The 23187-nt window shown below is 36.5% G+C and carries 25 protein-coding genes; 12 read left to right on the top strand and 13 right to left on the bottom strand.

The window, feature by feature from the left end:
• Position 1 precedes the first annotated feature (1 nt).
• The gene (locus tag ND811_RS03175) at positions 2–1171 is read left to right on the top strand and encodes a glycosyltransferase family 4 protein (RefSeq protein WP_265350402.1); all 1170 of its coding nucleotides are present in this window, start codon (positions 2–4) and stop codon (positions 1169–1171) included.
• Here ND811_RS03175 and ND811_RS03170 read toward each other — a convergent pair.
• From ND811_RS03170 to ND811_RS03160, 3 genes are read right to left on the bottom strand one after another with little or no spacing between them, the layout of a single operon-like run.
• On the bottom strand, positions 1152–1964 hold the full coding sequence (locus ND811_RS03170; protein WP_265350403.1) for an inositol monophosphatase family protein: 813 nt from the start codon (positions 1962–1964) through the stop codon (positions 1152–1154). The two genes, ND811_RS03175 and ND811_RS03170, sit on opposite strands and share 20 nt — an antisense overlap.
• Complete coding sequence (locus ND811_RS03165) at positions 1964–2833, bottom strand: magnetosome magnetite crystal formation protein family (protein ID WP_265350404.1); 870 nt, start codon at positions 2831–2833, stop codon at positions 1964–1966. The genes ND811_RS03170 and ND811_RS03165 overlap by 1 nt, the downstream gene beginning before the upstream one ends.
• 1 nt (position 2834) lies before the next feature.
• Complete coding sequence (locus ND811_RS03160) at positions 2835–3905, bottom strand: toxic anion resistance protein (RefSeq protein ID WP_265350405.1); 1071 nt, start codon at positions 3903–3905, stop codon at positions 2835–2837.
• 192 nt (positions 3906–4097) lie between these two features.
• Between ND811_RS03160 and ND811_RS03155 the strand changes: the two genes are divergently transcribed.
• From ND811_RS03155 to ND811_RS03140, 4 genes are all read left to right on the top strand, one after another.
• Positions 4098–4715, top strand: coding sequence for a tyrosine-type recombinase/integrase (locus ND811_RS03155; RefSeq protein ID WP_265350406.1), 618 nt, complete (start codon positions 4098–4100; stop codon positions 4713–4715).
• 55 nt (positions 4716–4770) lie between these two features.
• Positions 4771–5109 carry an STAS domain-containing protein gene (locus tag ND811_RS03150; RefSeq protein ID WP_002975971.1) on the top strand — a complete coding sequence of 113 codons (339 nt, stop codon included), beginning with the start codon at positions 4771–4773 and terminating at the stop codon, positions 5107–5109.
• Positions 5110–5116: 7 nt separating this feature from the next.
• Positions 5117–6553 (top strand): ArnT family glycosyltransferase, encoded by a 1437-nt coding sequence (locus tag ND811_RS03145; RefSeq protein WP_265350969.1) that lies wholly within the window; start codon positions 5117–5119, stop codon positions 6551–6553.
• A gap of 119 nt (positions 6554–6672) precedes the next feature.
• The gene (locus ND811_RS03140; RefSeq protein ID WP_265350407.1) at positions 6673–7200 is read left to right on the top strand and encodes an SGNH/GDSL hydrolase family protein; all 528 of its coding nucleotides are present in this window, start codon (positions 6673–6675) and stop codon (positions 7198–7200) included.
• On the opposite strand, the gene ND811_RS03135 is transcribed toward ND811_RS03140, so the two are convergent.
• Both ND811_RS03135 and ND811_RS03130 read right to left on the bottom strand, forming a co-directional pair.
• Entirely contained in the window at positions 7189–7980 is a 792-nt protein-coding gene (locus ND811_RS03135; RefSeq protein ID WP_265350408.1) for a type III pantothenate kinase, read from the bottom strand. The genes ND811_RS03140 and ND811_RS03135 overlap by 12 nt on opposite strands.
• Positions 7981–8736: a biotin--[acetyl-CoA-carboxylase] ligase gene (locus ND811_RS03130; protein WP_265350409.1), complete on the bottom strand. Its 756-nt coding sequence runs from the start codon at positions 8734–8736 to the stop codon at positions 7981–7983. It abuts the gene before it with no gap.
• 59 nt (positions 8737–8795) lie between these two features.
• Here ND811_RS03130 and ND811_RS03125 point away from each other — a divergent pair, with 59 nt between their 5' ends.
• Both ND811_RS03125 and metF read left to right on the top strand, forming a co-directional pair.
• A complete protein-coding gene (locus ND811_RS03125) occupies positions 8796–9611 on the top strand; it encodes an SDR family NAD(P)-dependent oxidoreductase (protein ID WP_265350410.1) in 816 nt (271 codons plus the stop codon).
• Positions 9612–9623: 12 nt separating this feature from the next.
• Positions 9624–10511, top strand: a complete 888-nt coding sequence (gene metF / locus ND811_RS03120; protein WP_265350411.1) for a methylenetetrahydrofolate reductase [NAD(P)H] — start codon at positions 9624–9626, stop codon at positions 10509–10511.
• On the opposite strand, the gene ND811_RS03115 is transcribed toward metF, so the two are convergent.
• Entirely contained in the window at positions 10476–10973 is a 498-nt protein-coding gene (locus ND811_RS03115) for an MORN repeat-containing protein (RefSeq protein ID WP_265350412.1), read from the bottom strand. The genes metF and ND811_RS03115 overlap by 36 nt on opposite strands.
• A gap of 83 nt (positions 10974–11056) precedes the next feature.
• On the opposite strand from ND811_RS03115, the gene ND811_RS03110 reads away from it, so the two are divergent.
• From ND811_RS03110 to ND811_RS03100, 3 genes are read left to right on the top strand one after another with little or no spacing between them, the layout of a single operon-like run.
• Positions 11057–11416: a response regulator gene (locus tag ND811_RS03110; RefSeq protein WP_265350413.1), complete on the top strand. Its 360-nt coding sequence runs from the start codon at positions 11057–11059 to the stop codon at positions 11414–11416.
• Positions 11417–11418: 2 nt separating this feature from the next.
• A complete protein-coding gene (locus tag ND811_RS03105) occupies positions 11419–12021 on the top strand; it encodes a chemotaxis protein CheX (RefSeq protein ID WP_265350414.1) in 603 nt (200 codons plus the stop codon).
• Entirely contained in the window at positions 12021–13631 is a 1611-nt protein-coding gene (locus ND811_RS03100; RefSeq protein WP_265350415.1) for an ATP-binding protein, read from the top strand. Before ND811_RS03105 ends, ND811_RS03100 begins: the two co-directional genes overlap by 1 nt.
• A gap of 23 nt (positions 13632–13654) precedes the next feature.
• Here ND811_RS03100 and ND811_RS03095 read toward each other — a convergent pair whose 3' ends face one another.
• The 3 genes from ND811_RS03095 to prfA all read right to left on the bottom strand — a co-directional run bounded on the left by ND811_RS03095 (position 13655) and on the right by prfA (position 17077).
• The gene (locus ND811_RS03095) at positions 13655–14275 is read right to left on the bottom strand and encodes a hypothetical protein (protein ID WP_265350416.1); all 621 of its coding nucleotides are present in this window, start codon (positions 14273–14275) and stop codon (positions 13655–13657) included.
• Positions 14244–15935, bottom strand: a complete 1692-nt coding sequence (locus tag ND811_RS03090; RefSeq protein ID WP_265350417.1) for a S8 family serine peptidase — start codon at positions 15933–15935, stop codon at positions 14244–14246. The genes ND811_RS03095 and ND811_RS03090 overlap by 32 nt, the downstream gene beginning before the upstream one ends.
• An 80-nt stretch (positions 15936–16015) precedes the next feature.
• Positions 16016–17077, bottom strand: a complete 1062-nt coding sequence (gene prfA, locus ND811_RS03085) for a peptide chain release factor 1 (RefSeq protein WP_265350418.1) — start codon at positions 17075–17077, stop codon at positions 16016–16018.
• A 67-nt stretch (positions 17078–17144) separates the two neighbouring features.
• On the opposite strand from prfA, the gene ND811_RS03080 reads away from it, so the two are divergent.
• Positions 17145–17765: a hypothetical protein gene (locus ND811_RS03080; RefSeq protein WP_265350419.1), complete on the top strand. Its 621-nt coding sequence runs from the start codon at positions 17145–17147 to the stop codon at positions 17763–17765.
• Positions 17762–18892 carry a hypothetical protein gene (locus ND811_RS03075; RefSeq protein ID WP_265350420.1) on the top strand — a complete coding sequence of 377 codons (1131 nt, stop codon included), beginning with the start codon at positions 17762–17764 and terminating at the stop codon, positions 18890–18892. Before ND811_RS03080 ends, ND811_RS03075 begins: the two co-directional genes overlap by 4 nt.
• Here ND811_RS03075 and ND811_RS03070 read toward each other — a convergent pair.
• The 4 genes from ND811_RS03070 to ND811_RS03055 form a co-directional block, all read right to left on the bottom strand.
• A complete protein-coding gene (locus ND811_RS03070) occupies positions 18889–19086 on the bottom strand; it encodes a hypothetical protein (protein ID WP_265350421.1) in 198 nt (65 codons plus the stop codon). The genes ND811_RS03075 and ND811_RS03070 overlap by 4 nt on opposite strands.
• 99 nt (positions 19087–19185) lie before the next feature.
• Entirely contained in the window at positions 19186–20325 is a 1140-nt protein-coding gene (locus tag ND811_RS03065) for a carbon-nitrogen hydrolase family protein (RefSeq protein ID WP_265350422.1), read from the bottom strand.
• Entirely contained in the window at positions 20318–20740 is a 423-nt protein-coding gene (locus ND811_RS03060; protein ID WP_265350423.1) for an NUDIX domain-containing protein, read from the bottom strand. Before ND811_RS03060 ends, ND811_RS03065 begins: the two co-directional genes overlap by 8 nt.
• Entirely contained in the window at positions 20737–23187 is a 2451-nt protein-coding gene (locus tag ND811_RS03055; RefSeq protein WP_265350424.1) for a hypothetical protein, read from the bottom strand. The genes ND811_RS03060 and ND811_RS03055 overlap by 4 nt, the downstream gene beginning before the upstream one ends.

The following is a 23187-nucleotide window of genomic DNA, read 5'->3' as shown; positions in this document are numbered from 1 at the left end:
TATGGCAAAAATTCTCATCGTCACCGCAAGATTTCTGGAAAATGCTTCAGGTGGAGCTGAAAAATTAGCTTATGATTATGCATCCATCCTTTCTGAATCAAATGATGTTACAGTTTGTACTTCTTCCGCAAAAGATTATGTGAGCTGGAAGAATGAATTACCGAAAGGACAGATCAACGAAAATCAAATTCGTATTATTCGTTTTCCGGTAAAACAAACCAGAAACATGGCTAAGATGAATCGTCTTTTAAACCAATGTTTAGAAAAAGGTGATTCCGTTTCTGATAAAGAACAATTTGAATTTTTAAAAGAACAAGGACCGTATTGTCCTGACTTAGTAGACTATGTGATAAAGGAACAAAATCACTTTGATATCGCCGTCCTAATTGGATATCTTTATTATCCGGTGGTAGCAAGTATTCCCAATTTAAAAATTCCGTTTGTCATCGTACCAACATTTCATGATGAACCGCCATTTCGTCTTCCAATGTATAAGAAGACCTATTCAAACCGCTATATCTATAGTTTCAATGCTCCGGAAGAATTGGCTGTTTACGAAGATTACACAAAGCAGAATGTTCATTCCTATTTTTTAATTGGAACTTATATTAATGATACATTCAAAAATCAAAATCATAACAATTCACATTCGAACCAATTAATTACTATTGGTAGAATCGAACCGGCAAAAGGTTATCCAGAACTTTTCGAATTCTTTAAGAATTGGAATTTTTTTGCTCATCGAAGTGATATATCCATGAAATGTTTAGGAACTATTTCTTCGATGGAAATACCAAAAGATCCATTAATTGTTTTTACAGGTTATATCAGCGAAGAAGAAAAAATCTCGGAAATCCAAAAATCTTTTCTTTTACTCAATCCATCAGCTTATGAGAGTTTTTCTATATCTATTATGGAATCCTGGATCCAAGAAAAAGCAGTTTTAATCAATGCTAAATCTACCGTAATGCGGGGGCATTGTTTACGAAGTCAGGGTGGTTTGTTTTATTCCGATTCCCTTTCCTTCCAAAGAACCTTAGATTTTTTATTAGAAAATCGAAATATTGCCAATCGTATGGGAAAGAATGGCCGTCAGTATGTTTTGGCGAACTTCAGTAAAGAAGTGATTCGAAAAAAACTGAACCAAATGGTTAGTATGCTACTCGGTTGATTTGTCCTTCAAACTCAGCTAACAAATATTCATGTACAAAACCATTTGTGGCAAGTAAACTTGGAATCAAAATGGAAAAGTCATTTCCGTCCATAGACGTAATTTTTCCCTTCGCTTCGAGTACAATAAGCCCAGCCGCAGCCATATCCCAAGGTTTTAATCCAAGTTCATAATATCCTTCAAACTTCCCCTCAGCTAACCAACATAAATCGAGAGTTGCCGCCCCAGTCCTACGAATTCCGCGCGATTTTTGCAATATGGATTTATAATACTGCATAAGTGTATCTAAAGATAAATTTCTGTCGTAGGGAAATCCTGTGACAAAAAGTGAATCCTTAAGAGCGCTTGTTCTGGAAACTTGGATAGGAGTTTTTTCTCGGAATGCACCTTGCCCTTTGATCGCATGATAGAATGTATTTAGTTCTGGAAAAAAAACCATTCCAAGGAGTGGAGTCATTGTTTCGGTCTCTACAACGCCGACAGAAATACCGTATAAAGGAAGTCCGTGTGTGTAGTTGGTTGTACCATCCAATGGATCCACCACCCAAGTGTAACCAGACTTACCTTCTAATTTTCCACGTTCTTCGGATAGAATTCCATCTGCTGGATAATTCTTCTGGATTTCTTCCAAAATCATGGACTCTGCTTTTAAATCAGCTTCCGTAACGAGGTTATACAAACCCTTTTCGTCTACTTTGAGTCCTGATTCTTTGTGTTTTTGTACTAAGAAATCGGAAACCGTTGGAAGAAAATTTAAAAAATGATAAGACCTATCCAATAACTCAGCTTGCATCAATAACCACCAAATTCGATGTTTTTCTTCATTGCGGTGATCTCAACATCTAAATTTAGGGTTTCATCAGCTTTCAATTTATTTCTTACCTGTTCTGTCGTTTTGATAACTTCGCTAAGCAAAGAATTCAATTCAGTTTTCCTTTTTTCAGATTCTTGGGAACTGACATCCAAACTAACTTTATTATACTGATTTAAAATCTTGGAAACAGTCTCTGGAAAATAATTGAGAAACTGTTTTGCTTTGCGATAGGACAATGGGTCTTCTGCAAGTCGAACACGTAAATCCGATAAGGAATGTAAATATTCATTACACAAACTTTGCAATGAAGTATCCGACAAAGATTTGGATTCTTTTTCAGTCTGGCTGCGGAATCCATCCAATTTTTCCATTTGTGTTTTGTATTCGGTAAATTCGACTTTGTCCTCAAATTTTTTCTTTAGCTCATTCCAGTTTTCCTTTGTTTTGTTAGAGGAAAAAAGAAGAGGGAAAAAACTAAATGGGTAGTGATGGGCTTTTCCAATCGTAGTTCTATAAATAGCAATTCCTAAAAAAACTGCATGTAAGAATGCCATAAACACATAGGAAAAAACGAGTAAAACCCGATCATCACCAAACTTTGCTCCAAATCCAAAAAAGCCTAAAGATAATAGCGCTTGTAAATACATTGCTTCTAGCGATTGTTTGGCGGAATATGATGATTTGTTTCGAGAAAGCCACATCACAAATGGATAGATCATAGCTCCAAGCGAAGATATGAAGAATGGAAAAGGCAATAAAGCCATCGGATAAGTTAGGATTGTCGAGAGGTGGGCACGTCTCGCCCACTTCCTTTCTTCTTGATTTTGTTCCAATTGCACTTCGGTCATTCTATTTTGATTCCAATAGTTTTTGTTTTATATCTGATTCGATTTTGATCATCTCTTGTTCTGCAGATTTTCTTTTTTGACGACCATCCTCTTGAATTTTTAAAGTTTCAGTAATGGTTTCAATTAACTTTTGATTCACTGATTTTAGAGTCTCAATTTCAATAATTCCTTTTTCGGATTCTTTTGCAATTTCCACAGTGCCAGTTTTTAACATTTCTGCATTTTTTTGGATTAAATCGTTTGTAGTTTTAGAAACTTCTTTTTGTGCTTCTAAGGCTTTTCTTTGGCGTAATAGACCTAAAGCGATCACGATTTGATTTTTCCAAAGAGGTATAGTGTTAAGAATAGAACTTTGAATTTTTTCGACCAAAACCTGGTTACCATTTTGAATGAGGCGAATCTGCGGCCCGGTCTGTAGCGAGAGGATTCGAGTGAGTTTCAAATCGTGGATTTTTTTCTCAAATCGATCGACCATTTGAACCATGTCTTGGTATTGTTGGGAAGCCAAAGTATCACCTTGTGCTTTTGCTTTTTCTAACATCTCCGGTAAGATTTTGTCTCTTAACTCTTTTACTTTTTTGTCACCTGCAGCGATATACACTTGGATTTCCTTAAAGTATTCCAAGTTTTTCTCATATAACGCCTGTAACAATGTTATGTCTTTTGTCAAATTAGTGCGTGCCGTATGCAATTCCTCTACAATCTTCTCTACCTGGGACTGTAGATCTTCAAATTTTGCCAAAAATTTCCTGGAAGCATCGAAAAGACCGCCAATCAAAGGAATTTTGGACAAACTGTTCCCTTCCCCGGCAAAACTATCCAAATTCAGATCTTTGATTTTAAACAAGAGGTTGTTTAGGAGTTCACCAGCATATCCTGAATCTTTTGTTTTAATTTCCGAAAGAACTTTGTCCGCAAATTCGGAAACCTTAGCTTGGGCCGAGGCACCGTATGAGACTACATCGTTCGGATTATTGAGTTTTATTTGCCCAGTAAGTTCCTCAACTTTTTGTAAGTCTTCCTTTGTCAGTTGCAATTCCGGGTCATTCGTTTTCAGTTCCAAAGAGTCCATTCGTTTCTGTCCTTTATCGTTTCTCCCAAAGATAGGATCGTTTTTAGAATATGAATCAAGCAGAAAATGATAAGGTGCAAAAACATGAACAAGTAAATTTATTTCTTCAGAATTTTCGATCCAAAACTGCGGTTTGGTGACAAATTGATTGCATAGATTGATATACCTGTTACATTCCTGCGAGAAAAATTTATGCTAAATAATAATTTAAAATTACCAATCCTTCTTCCACAAGTTTTGACTGTTGATGTCATGTCGCTTGATAACCAGTTGATTAACCAGTCGGAAATCAGAACTCTATTGTTTCGGCTCCGCGATCGAAACTACCTACACTACTTAATCATCAAGTTTTTGGTGTGCACAGGTTTATCACTGCCTGAAATCATCCATCTAAAAATCGGTGATTTTAATTCTGAGCGCAACCTATTCAAATTAAAGAACGGTGGTCGTTTGCGTAGAAGAAAGATTTTTATCGAACCTAATTTAGCCTTGGAGTTATATCGTTATTCCTCTGAATTCTCCCCTAGTGATTATCTATTTCCAGGTCGTTATGGAAAACTACGAACAAGGACCATTCAAAAAATTCTAAAAAACGCAAGTCAGCTGATTGCAAAAGAAATTCATATTCCGTTCTTACGCGATGTCATTGCTCTAGATCTTTTCAAAAAAGGTTTTCCTGTTTGGGAAATCCAGGAGTTTTTGGGACATAGGTCGACTCGTTCTACAAGACAAAGAATATTATTGCACATTCCGGTGGAAGAACGAACAGATCCGCGTCTTTTTAATCGAAACAAAAACCAAGCAGCCTAAAAATTTCTTGAACCTTTGGTGTTTTCAGAGATTCTAGTCTCCAAGTAGGCTCGCTTTGGAAATTAAAACCAAAAAAATCGGAAAGCACACACTCGTTCACCTTAACGGTCGTTTGGACATTACCCATTCGGATGAAGTGGAGGCCAAATTGGCTGATGACGTGCAAAACGGTGAGGGCGATATCATCATCAACTTGGAACTTATCTCTTATATTTCCTCTTCTGGAATTCGCATTTTTGTAGGGATGGTTCGGGAGTTAGACAAACAAGGCAGAAAGCTAAAACTCTGTTGCATCACCCCTCCAGTGAAAAAGGTATTTGATGTGGTGGAACTTTTGGACTTGTTTGAAGTCTTCGAAACGGAACAAGAAGCCGTTAATTCCCTCTCCAAATAAAACCCACGTGGCTTATGCCTCGTTTTTGATTATTTCCGGGCTATTTTTCTTCCAGGTTTGGATGAACTTGGACGTTTTCCCAGTTGTTTGGCCTGACGAAGTACTCTTCTTTTCCCCTGCCCTCTCTTTTGCGACCAATGGCCATTTGCAAACCGATGTTTTAAATGGCCTTATCCCCGGAATGGAATCCAAAACCTTATGGATGCCACCCCTCTATTTAATTTTTTCTGGGTTTTCGCTATCAATATTTCCCGATACACTAACAACCGTTCGCATTGCAAACGTTATCATTGTATATCTTACAGCTTTTGGTTTTTACCTGTTACTGAGAAGAGAATCAATCTCTGAAGCAGCAAGCCAAATTGCATTTGCAAGTATCTTGTGGGAACCTCTTCTTTTTCGTTTTGGTACTGTTGCTAGGATGGAAGGTCTTACTGCTTTTTTCTTTATCCTTAGCCTTCTATTTGCAACGAACAAAAATAAATCAAAACAGTGGTATGTCTTTTTAGCTGGTGTTTCCCTTTCGTTTTCTTTTTTATCTCATCCGATTGGTGCTTCCTTCGGATTAGTCACACTTTTTTTAGTCTGGAGAAATTTTGGATTCAAAACACTTCCTTGGTTTGTACTTGGAGGAGTTCTTCCAATACTTTGTTGGATGTATTACATCCATCCTAATTGGGAATGGTTTGAAATTCAATTCGGTGCACAACTCACACGCAAACGAAATCTATTGGAAACTTTCACTCTAATTGACAAGATAAAAGTATTTTCCTTTGGATTTGGATTTCCAAAATTACGATTGGCTCTTATTGCCATAGAACTCTCAACGTTAACGTATATTTCATATAAGTTATTTAAAACATTTGGAAAACTCAGTCAAAAATGGATTTTGTTTTGGATTTGGATTCTTTCGGTCTTACTTTCTTTATACACATCCTCTGAAGGATGGTATGTATTCCACATTCTATTCCCACTAGCTTTTGGAATGGCTCTACTATACGAATCTGAAAACCTTACCTCCAAATTAGCTTTTGTTGGCATTCTATTATCACTTTCTTCCTTATTGTATACAAATCATATTCATTGGTACAGAACAGATTCCAATCGAATTCTAGAATCACATTTCCAACATTTAGATATGAGTTTGGCAAATTCAAAATCTGTTTATTTACAAGCCTTACCTGATCCTTACTTTTATTTACGAAAAAACAGACCTGATATGAACCTCTTGGAATTCATTCCAGGGGAATTGGATATTCCTTCCGAGGCATATATCCAAACGATCAAGTCAAGAGATAGTTTTGTGTTTTATGATGACCAACTAATCAATCATGTAATAAAAGATTACCTAAATGAATCTACTTGGAATCGGCAAGAATGGGAAATACCTGTTCCAGGTAATCATTGGTTACATTATAAAACTATTGTTTATACAAAAAAATGAACATCCTGGTTCTTAATCAAAAATTTCAAATCTTTATCATTTCTATATTTTTTTTGATCGGTTGTTATCATTCGAAACAACCATCGAATCAATATCTAACGCTACTCTCGGGAGTACCAATGGAACGTCGTATTACAATTGTTGGGGATTCTTTGGGGCAATGGTCTGATGGATTCGGGCTAAAAACAAAACTACCTCAGGGTTATAAAGTAACAGATATCTCTGTTGCTGGGTACACAATTGAAGATTGGTTACAAAACAAAAGCCGCTTAAATGAAATTTCTACCGATCTTTGGCTCATTGAATTAGGAACCAATGATGCAATGGTGTATGGAACCAGTGGATTTGAGTCTAGATACATTGAACTGATTCAATTTTTAGAATCTTCACAGACTTCGAAAGTAATGGTAACAACAATGCCTCTAACCAATATGACTTCCATTCGAGAAACCATTCGAACCAATAATGAAACCATTCGTCGAATGAAAGAAAATAGACCCAACCTAGACTACGTTGAAATTGAATCTATATTTGAGTCCTATACTGGTGAAGTTCCCTTATATCCTACATCCGATCCAATTCATCCAAATCAAATCGGGTATGAACTTATGGGAGAAGCCTATAGGAAAAAAATCTTAGGAATTTAAATCTGCCAAAATTTTTAATCCTTTCAGAGTCATCATTGGATCAATTTCATCAAACACTTGGTTATGCGAAGCATGGATGGTAGTGACAAGGCCACCCGTTCCCACTACCACATAATCTCCTGGATGTTCGTCTTTGATCGCCCTTACGATTTCTTTTAATAAACCAATCCAACCAAAGAAAAAACCTGCCTGAATGGACTCTACAGTAGAGTCACCTAACACTCGTTTTGGTGAGCCAAATACTATAGGAGGAAGTTGTGCTGTGTTCCGCGTTAAAGCATCCATTGAAATTTTAAGGCCTGGTGCAATGACTCCCCCTACATATTCGGGTTTTTCATTGATTACACAGAATGTGGTTGCAGTTCCTAAATCCACGAGGATTGCTTTTTTTCTAGGGTAAGTTTTTGCGCAATAAGCGGCATTTACAAGTCGATCCGCACCTATTTCAAAAGGTCGAGGATAACTAATTCCGAAATTGAGTTTCATTTGGTAGTGAACGCGGAGTGGGTTTACATTAAACCAATCTTCTAACATTCGCTCTACAATTGGATTTAGTGAGGGAACTACACTTGAATAAATTGCCGTTTTGACTCGATCCGCTTTTACATTCTCTTGAGTCAAAAATCCTTTCAAAAAAAGACCTAACTCATCCGAGGTTCGATCTCTTCTTGTCACAGTTCTTTTGTGAAAGTCGGGAGTTTCTTCTCCTTCACGGAAAACACCAAATACAGTGTTTGTATTTCCAACATCGATAACTAATAATAAAGGTGATTCTGACATTTATATTATCCGAAATTTTGGTGAAGTATCCATAAGTTCAATCTTTTCACCGGTTTCGGTCATAATGAGAAGGAATCCTAATTCATCAATTCCCAAAACACGTCCACGAACCATTCTCGATTGCCATTCGGTTTCAATGACTTTATGTTTTAGTAGGGAATGATCCTCAATCCAAACCAAATCTTTTAAAATTTGTCCCTGGTCCAAGAGAGCAATTACCGATTGGTTAATAGCAATAATCAATTGATTTGCAAATCGTTCTAATAAACCTTCCTCAAGTGCAGAATCACATAAAAAAGTAGCTTTCTCTTTCAAAATTTCAGGAACACTCTTCCCAAAAAAATTAAGGCCAATACCAATCACTACTTCAAAAATTCCGTTAGTAAATTCTGACTGAACCAAAATCCCCGCAACTTTTTTGTCTCCACGATAAATATCATTTGGCCACTTGACTGTTGTATCTTCTTCCCGTTCAGGAAAAAATAGATAGATTGTTTTTAAAACTGCAGAGGAAACAAAAATTGATAGTAAAGGAAGTGATATTTCGGCCGCAGAAATGCGGATTTTTCCAGAAAAGATCAAAGGATCTTCGCCTAACGATTGCCAAACATTTTGACCACGACCTTTCCCTGCAGTTTGTTCCTCTGCAATCACCCACGAACCAAAGGGAATAGACACATCTCTAATCCATTCATTAGTAGAAGAAACTGTGGGAAGTCTGTGACCCAATTCCGCCTTTAACAATCTATATTCCATGCGTCTATTTCTCTCTTGATTCGGATTGACGAAAGTAAAAAAAGCATTAGATTGAATATATGAAACTTTCGGGAAATACAATACTTGTCACGGGATGTGGAATGGGAATCGGCGCTTTAACCGCGGAACGATTAGCAAAAGAGGGAAATGATATCATTGGTGTTGATGTTAAATTACCTTTACTAAAAGAGATTCAAAATAAAGTGGAATCACTGGGTCGAAAATTCTATGGATTTGCTTGCGATCTTTCTAAAGAATCTGAGATAGAATCTCTGATCAAACAAATCCAAAAGAAAAAACTAACCTTTCAAATCCTTGTCAATAACGCAGGAATTGCCCCTAGCGGTTACTATGAGGGAAAAGATTTTTCCGTTTGGAACAAAGCCATCCAAATTAATGTGGCAGGACCAATGAAGTTGGTTTATCTTTCATTGCCAATCTTAAGGGAACAAAAAGAAGCTACCATCATCAACTTAGCAAGCATCGCAGGCAAATTCGGAACTGAGGGAACAGTGACTTATTCTGCTACAAAACACGCTATGGTGGGTTTTTCCCAAGCCCTCAAAATGGAGCTTTATGACACTCAAATCGGTGTTAGCTGGATTTGCCCCACAATGGTAAATACAAGAATGATAGACGGTGTAAAACCTTCTATTTTTACCCCGGTGATCGAACCTTCTCAAGTGGCAGATGCCATTGTATATGCGATTAAAAAAAATCCCGGAGAGGTATTGGTACCTTCCTACCTACGTGCCTCCATTGTGATCCTTCCTGCTTTGTTTCCTAAATTTGCGCTCTGGTTGGCAGTGAAAACAAAAGCGTCAAAAGGTTGGCTATTGGCAAACAAGGGGCTTGAGAAAAATATTCCTGTTTAGAGGATAGGTTTTATGCATATTTCTCAGGTTCTCGGTAAAAAACAAACTACGATCAGCTTCGAGTTTTTTCCTCCAAAAAATCAGGAAGCTTCTGAAGATTTGTTCCGAAACATACAAGAATTATCCCAAATGAATCCTGCCTACGTAAGTGTTACTTATGGGGCTGGAGGATCCACGAGGGATCTAACACATGATTTAGTTGTTAAACTCCAAGAACAAACTGGTTTAACTATTGTTAGTCATCTTACCTGTGTAGGTTCTACCAAAGAGGAAATTCGAGACATTCTAAGACGTTACGAAAAAAGTGGAATCCATAACATCATGGCTCTTCGAGGGGACCCTCCCAAAGGGCAAACAGAATTTCAAAAAACGGAAAACGGATTTGCATTCGCTGGCGAGTTGGTTGGATTCATCAAAAAAGAGTTTCCTACAATGGGCATTGGTGTTGCAGGTTTTCCAGAAGGACATCCTTCTACCCCTAATCGCTTAAAAGAAATTGAATATTTGAAATGGAAGGTAGACCAAGGTGCCGATTACATTTGCACCCAAATGTTTTTTAACAATAACTACTTTTATGATTTTGTAGAACGATGTGAAATTGCAGGTATCAAAGTTCCAATCATTGCCGGGATTATGCCCGTTACTTCCAGAAAGGGAATGGCGCGAATGGCAGAGTTATCACTTGGAACGAATTTTCCAGCAAAATTGTTAAAGTCTCTTTCTCGTGCCGAGGATGATGTTTATGCTGAAAATGTTGGTATCCATTGGGCAACGGAACAAGTAAGAGATTTATTAGATCACAAAATATCTGGGATCCATATGTATACACTTAACAAATCAAAGGCGACAAGAAAAATTTACGAATCACTCGGGATTCGAAATTTCGATAGCATTCATTGAAGAATCCGTCGGTGAGATTCCTATCCACCGACTATTTTTCCAAATTCCCTCCAAAACCAAGTTTCCCTTAGCATTTACAATTTTTGCGTTGCCTTGCAGATGGTTGTTTTCCCAGTAACCTTCTAAAATCAATCCATCAGAAAAATAATATTTTCCTGAACCTTGGCGTTTTCCTTTGGTATAAGATCCAATGTATTTGTCTCCATTCGCATAACGATAGACTCCAAGACCGTCTTTATAACCGAATTGGTATTCTCCTTCAAAACGATCGCCATTAGAATAATAATAAGTACCTTTGCCATGTTTAATATCTTCGAAGAATTCTCCATCAAAACGATCGCCATTTTCATAATCGACCTGAAATTTTCCATTTCTGCAATTTTCGCCTTCGCAAATTTTTTGATTCGACTTACAGAGGCAAAAAAAGTAAAAAAATAATAATAAACAGTATTTGGTTCGCATATAAGGCTGGAGAGATGATTTTTTTCCGTCAATTATTAGGTGCAATCTCATATATAAACTAGTTCGGAATTAAGGCAATACATATGTCACAAAAAAAAGCACTAATCGTCGACGATAGCACAGTTACTCGTTTAATGATACGGAAAATTATTTTAGATAAATATCCAGATTGGGATATTTTGGAGGCAAGTTCCGCAGAAGATGCCAAATCACTTTTAACTGACCATCAGGACATCGATTTTTTCACTTTGGATCAAAACATGCCAGGAACCTTATCTGGACTCGATTTAGCAGAAGACCTCAAAAAAAATTACAAAAATACAAAAGTGGTTTTGATTACTGCGAATATCCAAGATGCAATTAAGAATCGAGCAAAAACAATTGGGATTGATTTTGTAGAAAAACCAGTTACGGCCGAAAAAATAATACCTCACTTGGATTGAATATGAATTTTCTAACTGAAATAGAACGCGATTCTTTATGTGAGCTATTCAATATTAGTTTGGGTGGAGCTGCGAAATTAATGAGTGAAATGATTTCCGATGAAATTTTACTCACAGTACCTAGCTTAAAGTTAATCACAACAGAGGAAGCAAAAAACATAGAGTATTTGGCAAATCAAGATGTTTGCACAATTGAACAAAAGTTTGTTGGTGGTATCGGAGATGGTTCTGCATTTCTTTTATTCCATAAAAGTGCAAGTTTAGAAATCGTTAAAATGATGATGAAAGACTATGTTGCCTTAAACGAAGTTTCACAGTTTGAAAAAGATGCTTTAAGTGAAATTGGAAACATAATACTAAATGCTATTTTATCAAACTTAGCAAAGATGTCTGATTATAAAATTGAAACTCATATTCCAGAATTCTTTGCTGGGAAATATGAAGAATTACTCCAAAGAAGTTATCATAAAACGGATAATTCAATTCTATTAGTTTTTATAGATTATAAACTAAGCGGAAAGGATATAAAGGGTTATATATTTTTCATTTTAAATTTTGATAGTATTAAAAATCTTTCTAGAGTACTGATTGAAAAGCTGAAATAGTGAATTCCCTTAGCGAAAAACACTTATTAACTATCATTAAGAAATCTGGAATAGGAATTCTAATTCTAGATAAAAATCTTAATATAGTATTAACAAATACTTGGTTTATCAAGAGTTCGGGAATTAAAGAAAAAAACTTGATAGGAGCTTCTTTTTTAGATATTTTCCCTGAATTAACAAACACAAGAACTTTCAAATCTATCAAACTCTGTTTAGAATTTTCACAATACTCTATTTTAACGCATACATTGAATCCATTTCCATTCCCTCTGTTTGATAATGAAAAAAATAGAGAAAGTGGAAATCGTATTTTTCAATATTTACATATCATTCCAATTTCCATCGAAGATGAAACGGATTCATTTTGTATGATTCAAATTTCAGATGTTTCGCAACAAGTGGTACGTGAAAAACTTTTGCGAGAAAAAATGACATTGGCAAATCAGAGAGAAATTGAAGCCCAAAAAGCCTCTCAAGCTAAAACGGATTTTTTAGCCTCAATGAGTCATGAAATTCGGACTCCGTTAAACGCAATCCTAGGAATGACTGACACACTAAATGAAACTGAGTTAACGGACGAACAACAAGAGTATTTAACGGTCCTTCGAAATTCGGGAAAGGCGCTATTTAACATAATCAATGACATTCTCGATTTATCTAGAATCGAATCCGGAAAATTTGAAATGGAACATATCCATTTTTCCATTCGAGATCTAATGAAAGAAACCGTTTCCTTATTCTATATGAAAGCACAAGCAAAAGGAATTAATATAAAATGCAACATAGATGAAGAAATATCTGAAAGTATCGCCGGCGACTCAACGAGATTGCAGCAAGTTTTAATCAATTTACTAAGTAATGCTATGAAATTTACAGAAAGCGGAAGTATCGTCGTAAATACATCGTTAGGCGAAAACAAGAAGAACTTACTCATTTCTGTGGAAGATACAGGAATAGGGATTCCATCAGAAAAATTACACTCTATATTTGAAAGTTTTACACAGGTAGATAGCTCCACTACTAGAAAATATGGCGGGACTGGACTTGGTCTAACGATTACTAAAAAATTAATCCAATTAATGGGCGGTGAGATTTCAGTTGTTAGTCAAGTTGGAATTGGCTCCGAATTTTCTTTTGAAATTCCGTATGAAGGATTTATCAAACGTAACTCAGACATTCATAAACATTGGCTTAATTTAGAACTTCCTGAACCTCAAAATTTTCCAAATTGTAATGTACTTTTGGCAGAAGACTCTGAAGAGAATATTTTTATCATTAAAACTTTTTTTCGCAAATATCCAATCAATATCAGTGTTGCTTATAACGGCAAAGAAGCAGTTAGAAAATATAAATCTCAGAAATTTGATATCATATTGATGGATATGCAAATGCCAGAAATGGATGGATTAGAAGCGACTAGGGAAATAAGAAAGATCGAAGTAGCCAATCAAATTAAGGCAAGTGACTCAATTCCTATTATCGCCATTTCTGCAAACGTCCAGAAAGAAGATATAAGTAAAAGTTTTTTGGCCGGAATCACATCTTATCTTCCAAAACCCGTTAGAAAGCAAGAGATATTAAAATTAATGTATTTTTATCTGGTTATGTAACAGTCTTTGTTTTGTTATGCGAATTACTTCAGACTTTTTTCTAAAGCAATATCTGGATAAGCCTCAATGACGTTTGGCTCCGAAAGTATTTCATTCGCCTTTTGTATAGACAAATAACCTGGATCTGTTTGAAAACTAACCAAACGAGGAGACAACTGATGGAGAAGTTGAATTCCATATTTGTTTGAGATTCGATCCAAATTACTTTGAGATTGATCACTTGAAAAGGAAATGATGATAATTCCTGGTAACACAATGTTCGGCCCCATTCCGACGGCCGTTGAATAAACTTCTGTTACCTTTGAAGGAGTTGCTGATTTTCCAGATTTGGGGAATAATAGTTTTCCTTGTGGGCGAATGTTCCATCCAGATTTGATTCCTTGTCTACCTTGGGCCATCTTTTGGTGATTAGAAAATTGATTTTGGTCTACATATTCAGCGACAACATTCGGATTTAGATAAAAAGTTTTTGTGACACCACCTTCTTTAAATGTAATGGAACTAGGTGGTTCCTTTGGATCAGCATTTAAGCCTGCTAAAAAAACGAAAGAAAAACAGGCCACGAAAGTAAAACGCAAAGATAAAACCGATCTTAACTCATACATCATAAATTTACCTTCCATAAATCCGTAATTGCACTGCATTAATTTGTCCAGTGTCAGTGGCGCTGGCATCAAATACCTTAAGTACCCAAGTTCCATTTGGACTTTCCCCCAAATGACGAGCTACGCCAAATCGATAGGTAGATGAACCTGTCATTGAGGCAATGGAAGTATTTCCAGAAGCACAAAGAGAATTGTTATACGGATTTATACAACCATGTGGTTCTGAAAGGACACTTTTTGTTCCACCTGGAGAAGTAATCTCAATGCGAAGTTCTGGAAAGTAAGTATGATTTGAAGTAAATTCTACATCAATATATTCAATATAACTGATAGGAGCAGAAACATTATAATTTACCGTGGCCCCTGTCGTAAGATCATTATCGGGAATAGCCGTGTTTGGCGACAATGCTGTTGCAGTATACGTAATGAGTCCAGATGTAATGGGTGTCCATGTGCTTGCTTTCGTTAGTAAACTGACCGCATCGACAGCACCAAATCCATACTTATGATTAATGTTTAAGCCGGCATTATTCAGTGCCCAGCCTATATCACTCGCGTCATTTTTTCTTGCGCTATAAGCAACTAACTCACGTACATCGCGCCAAGTCAAATCAGGGTATTTTCCAATCAATAAAGCAATCGCACCAGCAGCTAGTGGAGTTGCAGAGGATGTCCCATTAAATTTTTTAGTATAATTTCCTAAGGAATAATCTCCAAAACTACCACCGACATTCAATCCATTTGCGCCAGTGGCATCTGTCGTTGATATTGCGGCCGTATCGACTGAGGCATCGTTCCCTTGCGTATGAGCGACGACCCACAAATTGGCACCTGATTCCGAGTAGGCAGCTTTTTTTCCATTTTGACCGATACCGCCAATAGCCATCACTCCATAGTAGTTGGCCTGGCCATCATAATTGGCATTATCAACAAGAACCGGAGAGGCAATAGTGCCCCCATTGGCTCCATTTCCCGCAGCCCATACATATACAGTTCCCTTTCCTGATTTTCCCTTTGTGATTCCTTCATTTACTCCTTGTTGCCAAAGAGAACTAGAAGGCCAAAGCCATCCATACTTATCAGGAGAACCCCAACTATTATTGGAAATTGAAACCCGGGCCGATTCATTTACCATCGCTCGGTATTCGTCAGAAGTATAGATGGTGGACTTCTCAAGTATATTAACACCGACTAACTTTGAACAGGGTGCAGCACCTCGAACACCGAGACTATTACCACCTCTAGCAGCAATCACTCCCCCTACAGCAGATCCGTGAAAACTATCCGAATATGAGTGTGTAGGATAGATGGTGCCGTTTAATAGATTTAATCCGCGTGCAGTGACTGAAATATTAGGAGCTAAGTCTTCATGTTTAATATCTAAACCGTCATCGACCACACTAACAATCACACGATTACCAGAAATATCTTGATCCCATAGTGGACTGACGTTTGCATCTTCGCCAACGGTTCCACCAAATTGGCCAATATTTTTTAGATGCCATTCATCGCCATAAAGCGGATCGGAAGAACTTGGGGAAAATGTACAATTCTCCTCTGCACCATTGGCTAATGCCAAGAAAAGAAGGTAGTATAATACAAGATCACTGATCTTTTCGTCTTTGTTAGCAGGTTTACAATTCCCAAAGGAGAGACTTACGATAGCTAGAAGAGAAATGATAGTTTTCAATCGATTCATCTGATGAAAATTTCCGCCCTATTCCTTATAACATTCAGACAGTCTGAATCAACCGAATTCCTATCAAAAATGAATTCTTTTTATGCTTTTGCTTCTGCCAATCTTTTAGATCTGTCCTCTTGAACCAACGCATCGATTAATTCATCTAAATCACCTTCCATTATGGCTGGCAAATTGTGACTGGTAAAACCAATTCTGTGGTCTGTACAACGTCCCTGTGGAAAGTTGTATGTGCGAATCCTCTCTGACCTATCTCCTGAACCAACTTGTGCTTTCTTTAAAGCATCGGCACTTTGTTTTGCAGCATCGGCCATTTGATCAACAATCCTTGCACGGAGAACACGCATTGCCTTATCTCGGTTCTTAATCTGAGAACGTTCTTCCTGAGATGCAACTACAATGCCAGTGGGGATATGTGTAATACGAACTGCTGAGTCTGTTGTGTTGACGTGCTGTCCACCAGCACCTGACGAGCGATAAACGTCAATACGCAAATCACTTTCTCTGATTTCTACTTCTTTTTCCTCTGCTTCAGGTAGGATTGCTACGGTAACTGCTGATGTATGAATGCGTCCACCTGATTCAGTTTCAGGAATTCTCTGAACACGGTGCGTACCAGACTCAAACTTAAATAGGTCATAAGCCTTTTCATCATCTAATGAAAAAACGATTTCTTTGAAACCACCGATTCCAGTTGGACTAACATCAATGATTTCTACTCTAATACCTTGTTTGTCTGCATATTTATTATACATACGGAATAAATCAGCACAAAACAAACCAGACTCTTCCCCACCTGTTCCAGCACGAATTTCCACAAGAATACTTTTTCCAGAATTCGGATCTGGAGGTAATAACATGATTTCTAGATCTTTTGCTAGTTCTTCTAACTTTTTTTCGCCTTCTTCAATCTCTGATTTCAACATAACATGCATGTCTGGATCATTTTCGGATTCAAGGAGAGCTTTTGCATCCTGAACATCTTTTGTAATTTTTAAATATTCATCTGCTTTTGTATATACTGGCGTTAGGCGAGATCTTTCTTTCGATAGATTCTTCAAAGTATCGGATGCGGTGGCTTTGGCTAGCTCATCCTCGATACGGAGGTATTTTTCTTGAATTTTTTTCAATCTATCTATCATGTCTATGGAAAGGATATAGAATGCCTGTTTTTGATAAACTAAAATCTAACGAGGATTTAAGAAACCCGTGAGCGAAACACCTTCCCAGGTCAAATCTGAAGGGTTTTTAGAAGGCCTCATCGAGTTATTTGCGGGCTTAGAGGACTATAGAAGCCCCTATGCACCCACAATCCAACCGCCAGAGAATTTGATCCAAGAGTTAGTTCAAAACGCATCTTTCAAATCGGGACTCATCAGTGCCACCTGCTCCCTCCCACCTGGCCCCCTGGGAATTTTAAGTATCCTTCCTGAATTACTTTTCGTGTACCGCATTCAGGGGCATTTGATTTTGGACATAGCCGCCCTCTATGGAAAAGAAGTCCAGGTCACAAAAGAACTTTTACTATACTGTCTTTTTAAACATGGTGGGGCACATGTTTTTCGGAAAATTATAGAAGAATCATCGCTTAAAATTTTGATTCGCCCAACAACCGTTAAAGTGTTTCAAACCATGTTGGAAAAATTAGGATTAATGATTTCAAAATCCCTTATCCGAAAACAATTTGCTCGCTGGATCCCCATTGGTGGTGCTGTAGTCACAGGAACTTTTGCCTATTATGATACAAAACGTGTTGGCAAAACTGCAATAGAATTATTTTCTAAAGAAATCCACGCAGAAGAAATTCGAGAATTGTTGGAGTCTCAGTGAAATTATTTTCTTTTCTAATCTCTGTTTTAATTTTATTTTTTTTCTCCTGCCAATCTAAACATGAATCGTTAGTCTCAGAAATCGAAGACTTGATCTCGAAAGAAAAATATGAAAAGGCACTTGCGCTATTACAAGACCGACTTTCGGCAAATCGTCCCAGCTCAGAAGTTCTATCAAAAAACAAACCGAACCAACCTCGATTGTTTGCACTTTCCGAAGATAGAACAAAGATAGTATGGACAGAAAACAAAACGCTCTATTTTAAAGACCTAGTCAATGATAGTAGGAACTCTATTGAACTGAAACTCCGGCCCGATTCAATACAAATATCAGCTAACGGAAACTATGTGGCAGTTCAATACCCATTGAAACAATATGGAGGTTGTGCATTATTTGGATATTCGACTACTGATTCCTCTTTAGAACATGAATCAATTGTGCATATTCCTTGCAAATCAGGAATGGCAATCACAAATTCTGGAGATTTATTATTATACTTTTTTGAAAACCAACTCTTCATTGAAAAAACAGGTAAAAGTTCAAAACCTGAAAAATATATCTCTGAAAATCTCTTTCCCACTCCATTCCCTAAATTAAAAACCCACTATCACATAACTTCCATTGGAAATGAGTTTTTGGTATGGTCAGGGATAGCTGGCTCCTATAATTTATTCTTTTTACACTTGGAATCAAAACGAGTGACACTCCTTTCCAAGGATATTGTGCTTCCGCGTTTCTATTATAACAATGGCATTTCTGGATATATCGTAGGCGGAAAAATTGGCGATCTATATCTGAAAGAAGTAGTTTACCACCAAGGGAAAACTCCCTCCATCAATCGTGGTATCCCCATTGTCACTCGCGAAGCATTTTCCTGGAGACTCACTGGAAAGGACGAATTCATCGCTACCAACCAAAACGACCCCAACCAACCCATGAAATGGAAGGTTTCAGGCAAGAAAGAACATTTCCCTTTTTTTATTGAAAGGCTCTGGGGTGTTGCAGGAGACCGAATTGTCTATGAAAGCAAAAGAGGTGAACTTGTATTAGATGACCTTATTTTTTCACCGGAAGACTGGATGATTTACGAATATTTTAAAAAAGTAAGGAAGTTGAGTGACGGTTAGGCTGCTTGTTCTTTTTCTTTTTTTGCAGAAAATATATCACAAGCTTTATAAGTGTCAGTGATGCAATGAGAAGTAAGTCTATCCAAATCTTCAGTTTGTAAACGATCTTTGGAACTAGGACAAATTGAAAGTCCTTTAGAATACAAAGGGCATTTTACATAAAACTCATTTTTAGGAAGGGACTTCTGTGCCATGACTCTGAAAATTTTTTGGGGAAAGGTATGCCTTGTCAAATCGATTTTATATCTAATCGTCAAAATTAACGTTTCAAAAAATGTAGTTTCGCAAGAAATTTAAAAGTACAAGTTTAAGATCGTCGGAGTTTCGACCGATCTGACTTGATCCTCATTGGAAAAGTCTCTAAGATTAAAAGTTTTTCCATTCCATTTTTTACCATATAAGTGCCCTGTTAAGAACACTTGAACAAGGTCTTGTGCTTTAGTCGATTTGATGTTTTTAGCCATTCCCTCCTGTTTCCAAACATTAGGATCTTCTAAATCAAACGATTGCCATTTCATTTCTGGATAAGATGCTGAAGGAGAAATTAAACCATCAATTGGTTTTCCCACTAAACGATTGTAAATATTGTTATCGAATACTTCTTGTCCTATTAATATGGCTACTTTCCAACCAGGAACAACCCAAACGCGATCCTGAGTATTTTCACCAGGAGAAAGTATTTTTAATTCTTCTTCCGTTAAAATAGTTTTTTTCACAATAGGATCCATCAATTTTCCATCTGCGGAAAATGGAATGGCGACATTGTAGAGAGGTCCTTTCGGATCTATAACAAGACTCCCCTTTACAATTTTAGGATTTGGTAATACGATTGTTCCTGCTAAAATAGGTACATTGTATTGTTTGGCAAGTTCAGAAAACGTCCGAACGTAAACTTCCGCCATTTTTTCTGCTTTTAAATATAACAAATCGGATAAAGAAAAGTTCTCACCTTTGGTTTTTAAAGCCAATTCTAAAGAATCAGCATTTAAAAATCTAGATTTTTCATCTAAAAATAATAATCCTGTTCCAAGATGTTCGGGAAGAATAACTATTGTTTTACGGTCAAAAATTCCGGATGATTTTCCTTTGATTAAAGTTTCTTCTATGCGTTCCCGCCACCACTCTTCCTTAACAAAGTCCTCCGGTTGGAGCACTAATTGAATCCCTACTAAATTTCCGTATTTTCTATCGGTTCCATTTGTTTGGACAACTACGTCATTCCATAACTTTGTTGGTTTAGCAATCTCCTCATCTATTTCAGGTTTGCTTAAATTAAAATCAAATTTGAAATCAAAACTAAAGTCTGGTTTAGGAACATCAAATTTTGGCAATGTAGTCTGATCGTCTTTTAAAAGTGATGCAGAAAAAAAACCAAAACCAAAGAGAACTAAAAAGAGAAAAATTTTATAAGGTGGAACATATAAGTTATGCATATTTTTTTAAATAAAGTCGAACTGCGTCCAACATGTACTCCGAAAAAAGATTGGATGGATCAAAAGTAGAAATATCAACCCAATCCATATAGTCGTGTTCATCAGATAACTGAATTTTCCCATCCAAAAGTTTGGCTGAGTAAGCAATGATAACACAAGGGAAGTTTCCTTCATTTACCCTATGTTTATGTATAAAAATTGGTTCAGGATTTACATCAATTTTAATTTGGTCTCCCAATTCTTCCGATACTTCCCGAAAGATGCTTTCAGACCAGTCAGAAAAAAATTCATCTTCGTTCATCCTACCGCCAGGCAAGTCCCCATGTCCAGACTTCCGATCTCGTAAAACTAACAGTTGATTTCCATTACGAAGAAATAGTTTTTGAGTTATTTGAAAGAAACCATGTTTGCTCACAACAAATTCCCCCAAACATCGATTTGGTGATCTACTGCATATAAATCTGGTTTTGGAAGATTTTGCGTCTTATAATAATGAACCATTCCAAGTGATACACTCGCCAATTGCGATATAATTGGATCCATTGATTCAGTAGGTACACCAAAAAACAAAAAGTTCACAGGACTTCCATCGCTAACTAGATAAACTTCTTTTTCAATTTGTTTATTTTGGATTTTAAAAAGAATTCTGGAGCCTAAATCCATTTGAGTTTGCGGATCCAAAATTCGTTGAAAGGAAATTTCCAAGTCCTCTTCCCTTAACTTTGGATTTTCTGACAAATTTAATTCTTTCGTCCAATTGATAAAGTCATTAAACTCAACAGTTTTTGTAGATCCAGAAGCAATAAACAGTTGTTTGTGTTTGCTAGTTAAAATCCATGACTCCCAAGATTTTGCTGAAATAATTGATTCTCCTGTTACACCGATGATCAAATCAATTTCTGCAAATTCTGAATCAGTAACATGTGAAAAATTTGATTTTAAAAATCTAGATTCGGATTGTATCTTATGATCCACTTCCAAAATATCTAAGTTACTTTCATGAAGGAATCCACCGATCAAAAATTTTTTTAAAAATCCTCCGATGTTTCCATTTGAACCAAGTAATAAAATTTTTCTTTTTGATAATACTTTACCAATTCCATGCAAAGTATTGTCCAATGCATTCAAAATGGAACGAGCTACTTCCTTAGATTCTTCCTTAGTTTTTTCATTGGATATTGCGATAGAAAAAGCAGGTAAAAATAAAGATTTTTTCTCTTCTTTAACTTTCACCAAACGATCATAACCATTTCGGGTATGCTCCACAGTTCCAATTACATAAGTTTTTAAAATTTCATTAAATGATTTTTCTTTAATGGTTGGATCTTTTGCCTCCACCCAAAACTCATCTAATACAGATCCGAACGACACTCCCTCCAGTGCACGTTCGTTTAGAATAGGTGCTACATATCCACCATCTTCTATTAGAATTATTTTTTCATTTTTGGGAATTAAGGATAATAATTTGTTTAAAAACAAAAATATTGCCAATCTTCTCATGGCATCGAAAAAACCTAATTTGGCTTCTTCTAATTTATGACGGAATGTGGAATGAATTTCAAAATCACTATACAGGGGAGAAATGCCGTAATAGGGTGTATGATTCTTGGTTAGTTTGAATTCAAGGCCTGCCATAAAGAACGTTTCGGTTGGTATATCTAACAAAATATCAAGATAAACCGGTGGAATATTTCCACCATACTTTACAAAGGCGACGTCGAGAGAATTTACTTTTAATCTTCTAAAAGTTTCGATTAAAGAAATTATTTCAGAAGTAACATGGTGGATTAAAAAGACATTCACACCTTCAAAACTAAATTTGTGTCCATTTCCATTGGCAATTTGTTCCAAAATAGGCATTCGTTTTAAATAGAAGGATGAGTCGAGTAAGGTTCGCTTCTGATTAATGCTAAAATTCAAAACCCTATCTAATCGCGAAAGGTCAACGTAAACAGAAACTTTTCCGATCAGAGCCCGAATGGTATTTCCTTCTTTTATTTTTTTTGAGGCCGAAGAATCTTCTAATAAGAGAAATAGCTTTTTTAAAATAGATAAAGAAACGCCTGGGTCTGAACTTAGAATCAAATTACGGTATTGTTCTTCCCAATAAAAATTTATATTAGTCAGTTTTCCAAGAGGAGTTTTTTCAATTTGAGCAAAAACCTTACTGAAATGACTGTTCTCTTCCTCGTAAAAAGTTTCTCCCTTCTGGGCTGCGTTAATCATCCCATTGCTAAGTGACTCACTAATTTTTGACGCACCAGCAATGTATGTTCTCGTATGTGCATCACTAATCACTTCGTGTTTAATATTGGCTAAGTTTAGACAACCATCTTCTTGTGTATCTATTGTTATGCGAAGAAAGAAGTCCCCAATCCTATATTGACTAGAAACTCTTTCCATTAGGATATAATAACCTGAAGGATGGATGAACTCTGCCTCGAATGGAAACAATAATGCTACCGAAGAGTTTCTGTTCGGGTCCTCACCATAAAATTCAGGGTGAATTTTTTTTGCTATCGATTGCTGCTGAAAAGATCCAAATACAAAACGTAAATTCTCTTCAAATTGTTCACGAAACAAAACCCAATCTTTTAAAATACCTGCTCTTGCAAACACCTGGACATGTTGGATATGCATATCTACTAATTCATGATTGATAGTAGGATTTATTTTATAAGTAAAAGATAAATCTCCAGGTAAAGAATGTAATTGATTTCCAATTTCTTCACCGATTGTTCGAGAAAGAATCGATAGTCCAAAAAAGATTCGTAAATGTGTAAGATCAATCTCCCAAAGACCATCCTCTATGGGAACAAGTACCGGGCCTAAGGAAGTATGTATCTGTTTGTTAGTGTTCAT

Origin of the sequence: Leptospira soteropolitanensis (assembly GCF_026151655.1) — a bacterium.
GTDB lineage: Bacteria > Spirochaetota > Leptospiria > Leptospirales > Leptospiraceae > Leptospira_A > Leptospira_A soteropolitanensis.
Note: the sequence above shows the minus strand (reverse complement) of the source record. Positions and strands in the feature narration are given on the sequence as shown.

Coding starts and splice junctions, on each gene's coding strand:
- ND811_RS03155 (WP_265350406.1), top strand. CDS start 4,098: ATGCTAAATAATAATTTAAAATTACCAATCCTTCTTCCACAAGTTTTG.
- ND811_RS03115 (WP_265350412.1), bottom strand. CDS start 10,973: ATGCGAACCAAATACTGTTTATTATTATTTTTTTACTTTTTTTGCCTC.
- ND811_RS03170 (WP_265350403.1), bottom strand. CDS start 1,964: ATGCAAGCTGAGTTATTGGATAGGTCTTATCATTTTTTAAATTTTCTT.
- ND811_RS03175 (WP_265350402.1), top strand. CDS start 2: ATGGCAAAAATTCTCATCGTCACCGCAAGATTTCTGGAAAATGCTTCA.
- ND811_RS03125 (WP_265350410.1), top strand. CDS start 8,796: ATGAAACTTTCGGGAAATACAATACTTGTCACGGGATGTGGAATGGGA.
- ND811_RS03090 (WP_265350417.1), bottom strand. CDS start 15,935: ATGAATCGATTGAAAACTATCATTTCTCTTCTAGCTATCGTAAGTCTC.
- ND811_RS03055 (WP_265350424.1), bottom strand. CDS start 23,187: ATGAACACTAACAAACAGATACATACTTCCTTAGGCCCGGTACTTGTT.
- metF (WP_265350411.1), top strand. CDS start 9,624: ATGCATATTTCTCAGGTTCTCGGTAAAAAACAAACTACGATCAGCTTC.
- ND811_RS03140 (WP_265350407.1), top strand. CDS start 6,673: ATGGAACGTCGTATTACAATTGTTGGGGATTCTTTGGGGCAATGGTCT.
- ND811_RS03130 (WP_265350409.1), bottom strand. CDS start 8,736: ATGGAATATAGATTGTTAAAGGCGGAATTGGGTCACAGACTTCCCACA.
- ND811_RS03110 (WP_265350413.1), top strand. CDS start 11,057: ATGTCACAAAAAAAAGCACTAATCGTCGACGATAGCACAGTTACTCGT.
- ND811_RS03160 (WP_265350405.1), bottom strand. CDS start 3,905: ATGGACTCTTTGGAACTGAAAACGAATGACCCGGAATTGCAACTGACA.
- ND811_RS03105 (WP_265350414.1), top strand. CDS start 11,419: ATGAATTTTCTAACTGAAATAGAACGCGATTCTTTATGTGAGCTATTC.
- prfA (WP_265350418.1), bottom strand. CDS start 17,077: ATGATAGATAGATTGAAAAAAATTCAAGAAAAATACCTCCGTATCGAG.
- ND811_RS03135 (WP_265350408.1), bottom strand. CDS start 7,980: ATGTCAGAATCACCTTTATTATTAGTTATCGATGTTGGAAATACAAAC.
- ND811_RS03095 (WP_265350416.1), bottom strand. CDS start 14,275: ATGCAGTGCAATTACGGATTTATGGAAGGTAAATTTATGATGTATGAG.
- ND811_RS03165 (WP_265350404.1), bottom strand. CDS start 2,833: ATGACCGAAGTGCAATTGGAACAAAATCAAGAAGAAAGGAAGTGGGCG.
- ND811_RS03065 (WP_265350422.1), bottom strand. CDS start 20,325: ATGCATAACTTATATGTTCCACCTTATAAAATTTTTCTCTTTTTAGTT.
- ND811_RS03070 (WP_265350421.1), bottom strand. CDS start 19,086: ATGGCACAGAAGTCCCTTCCTAAAAATGAGTTTTATGTAAAATGCCCT.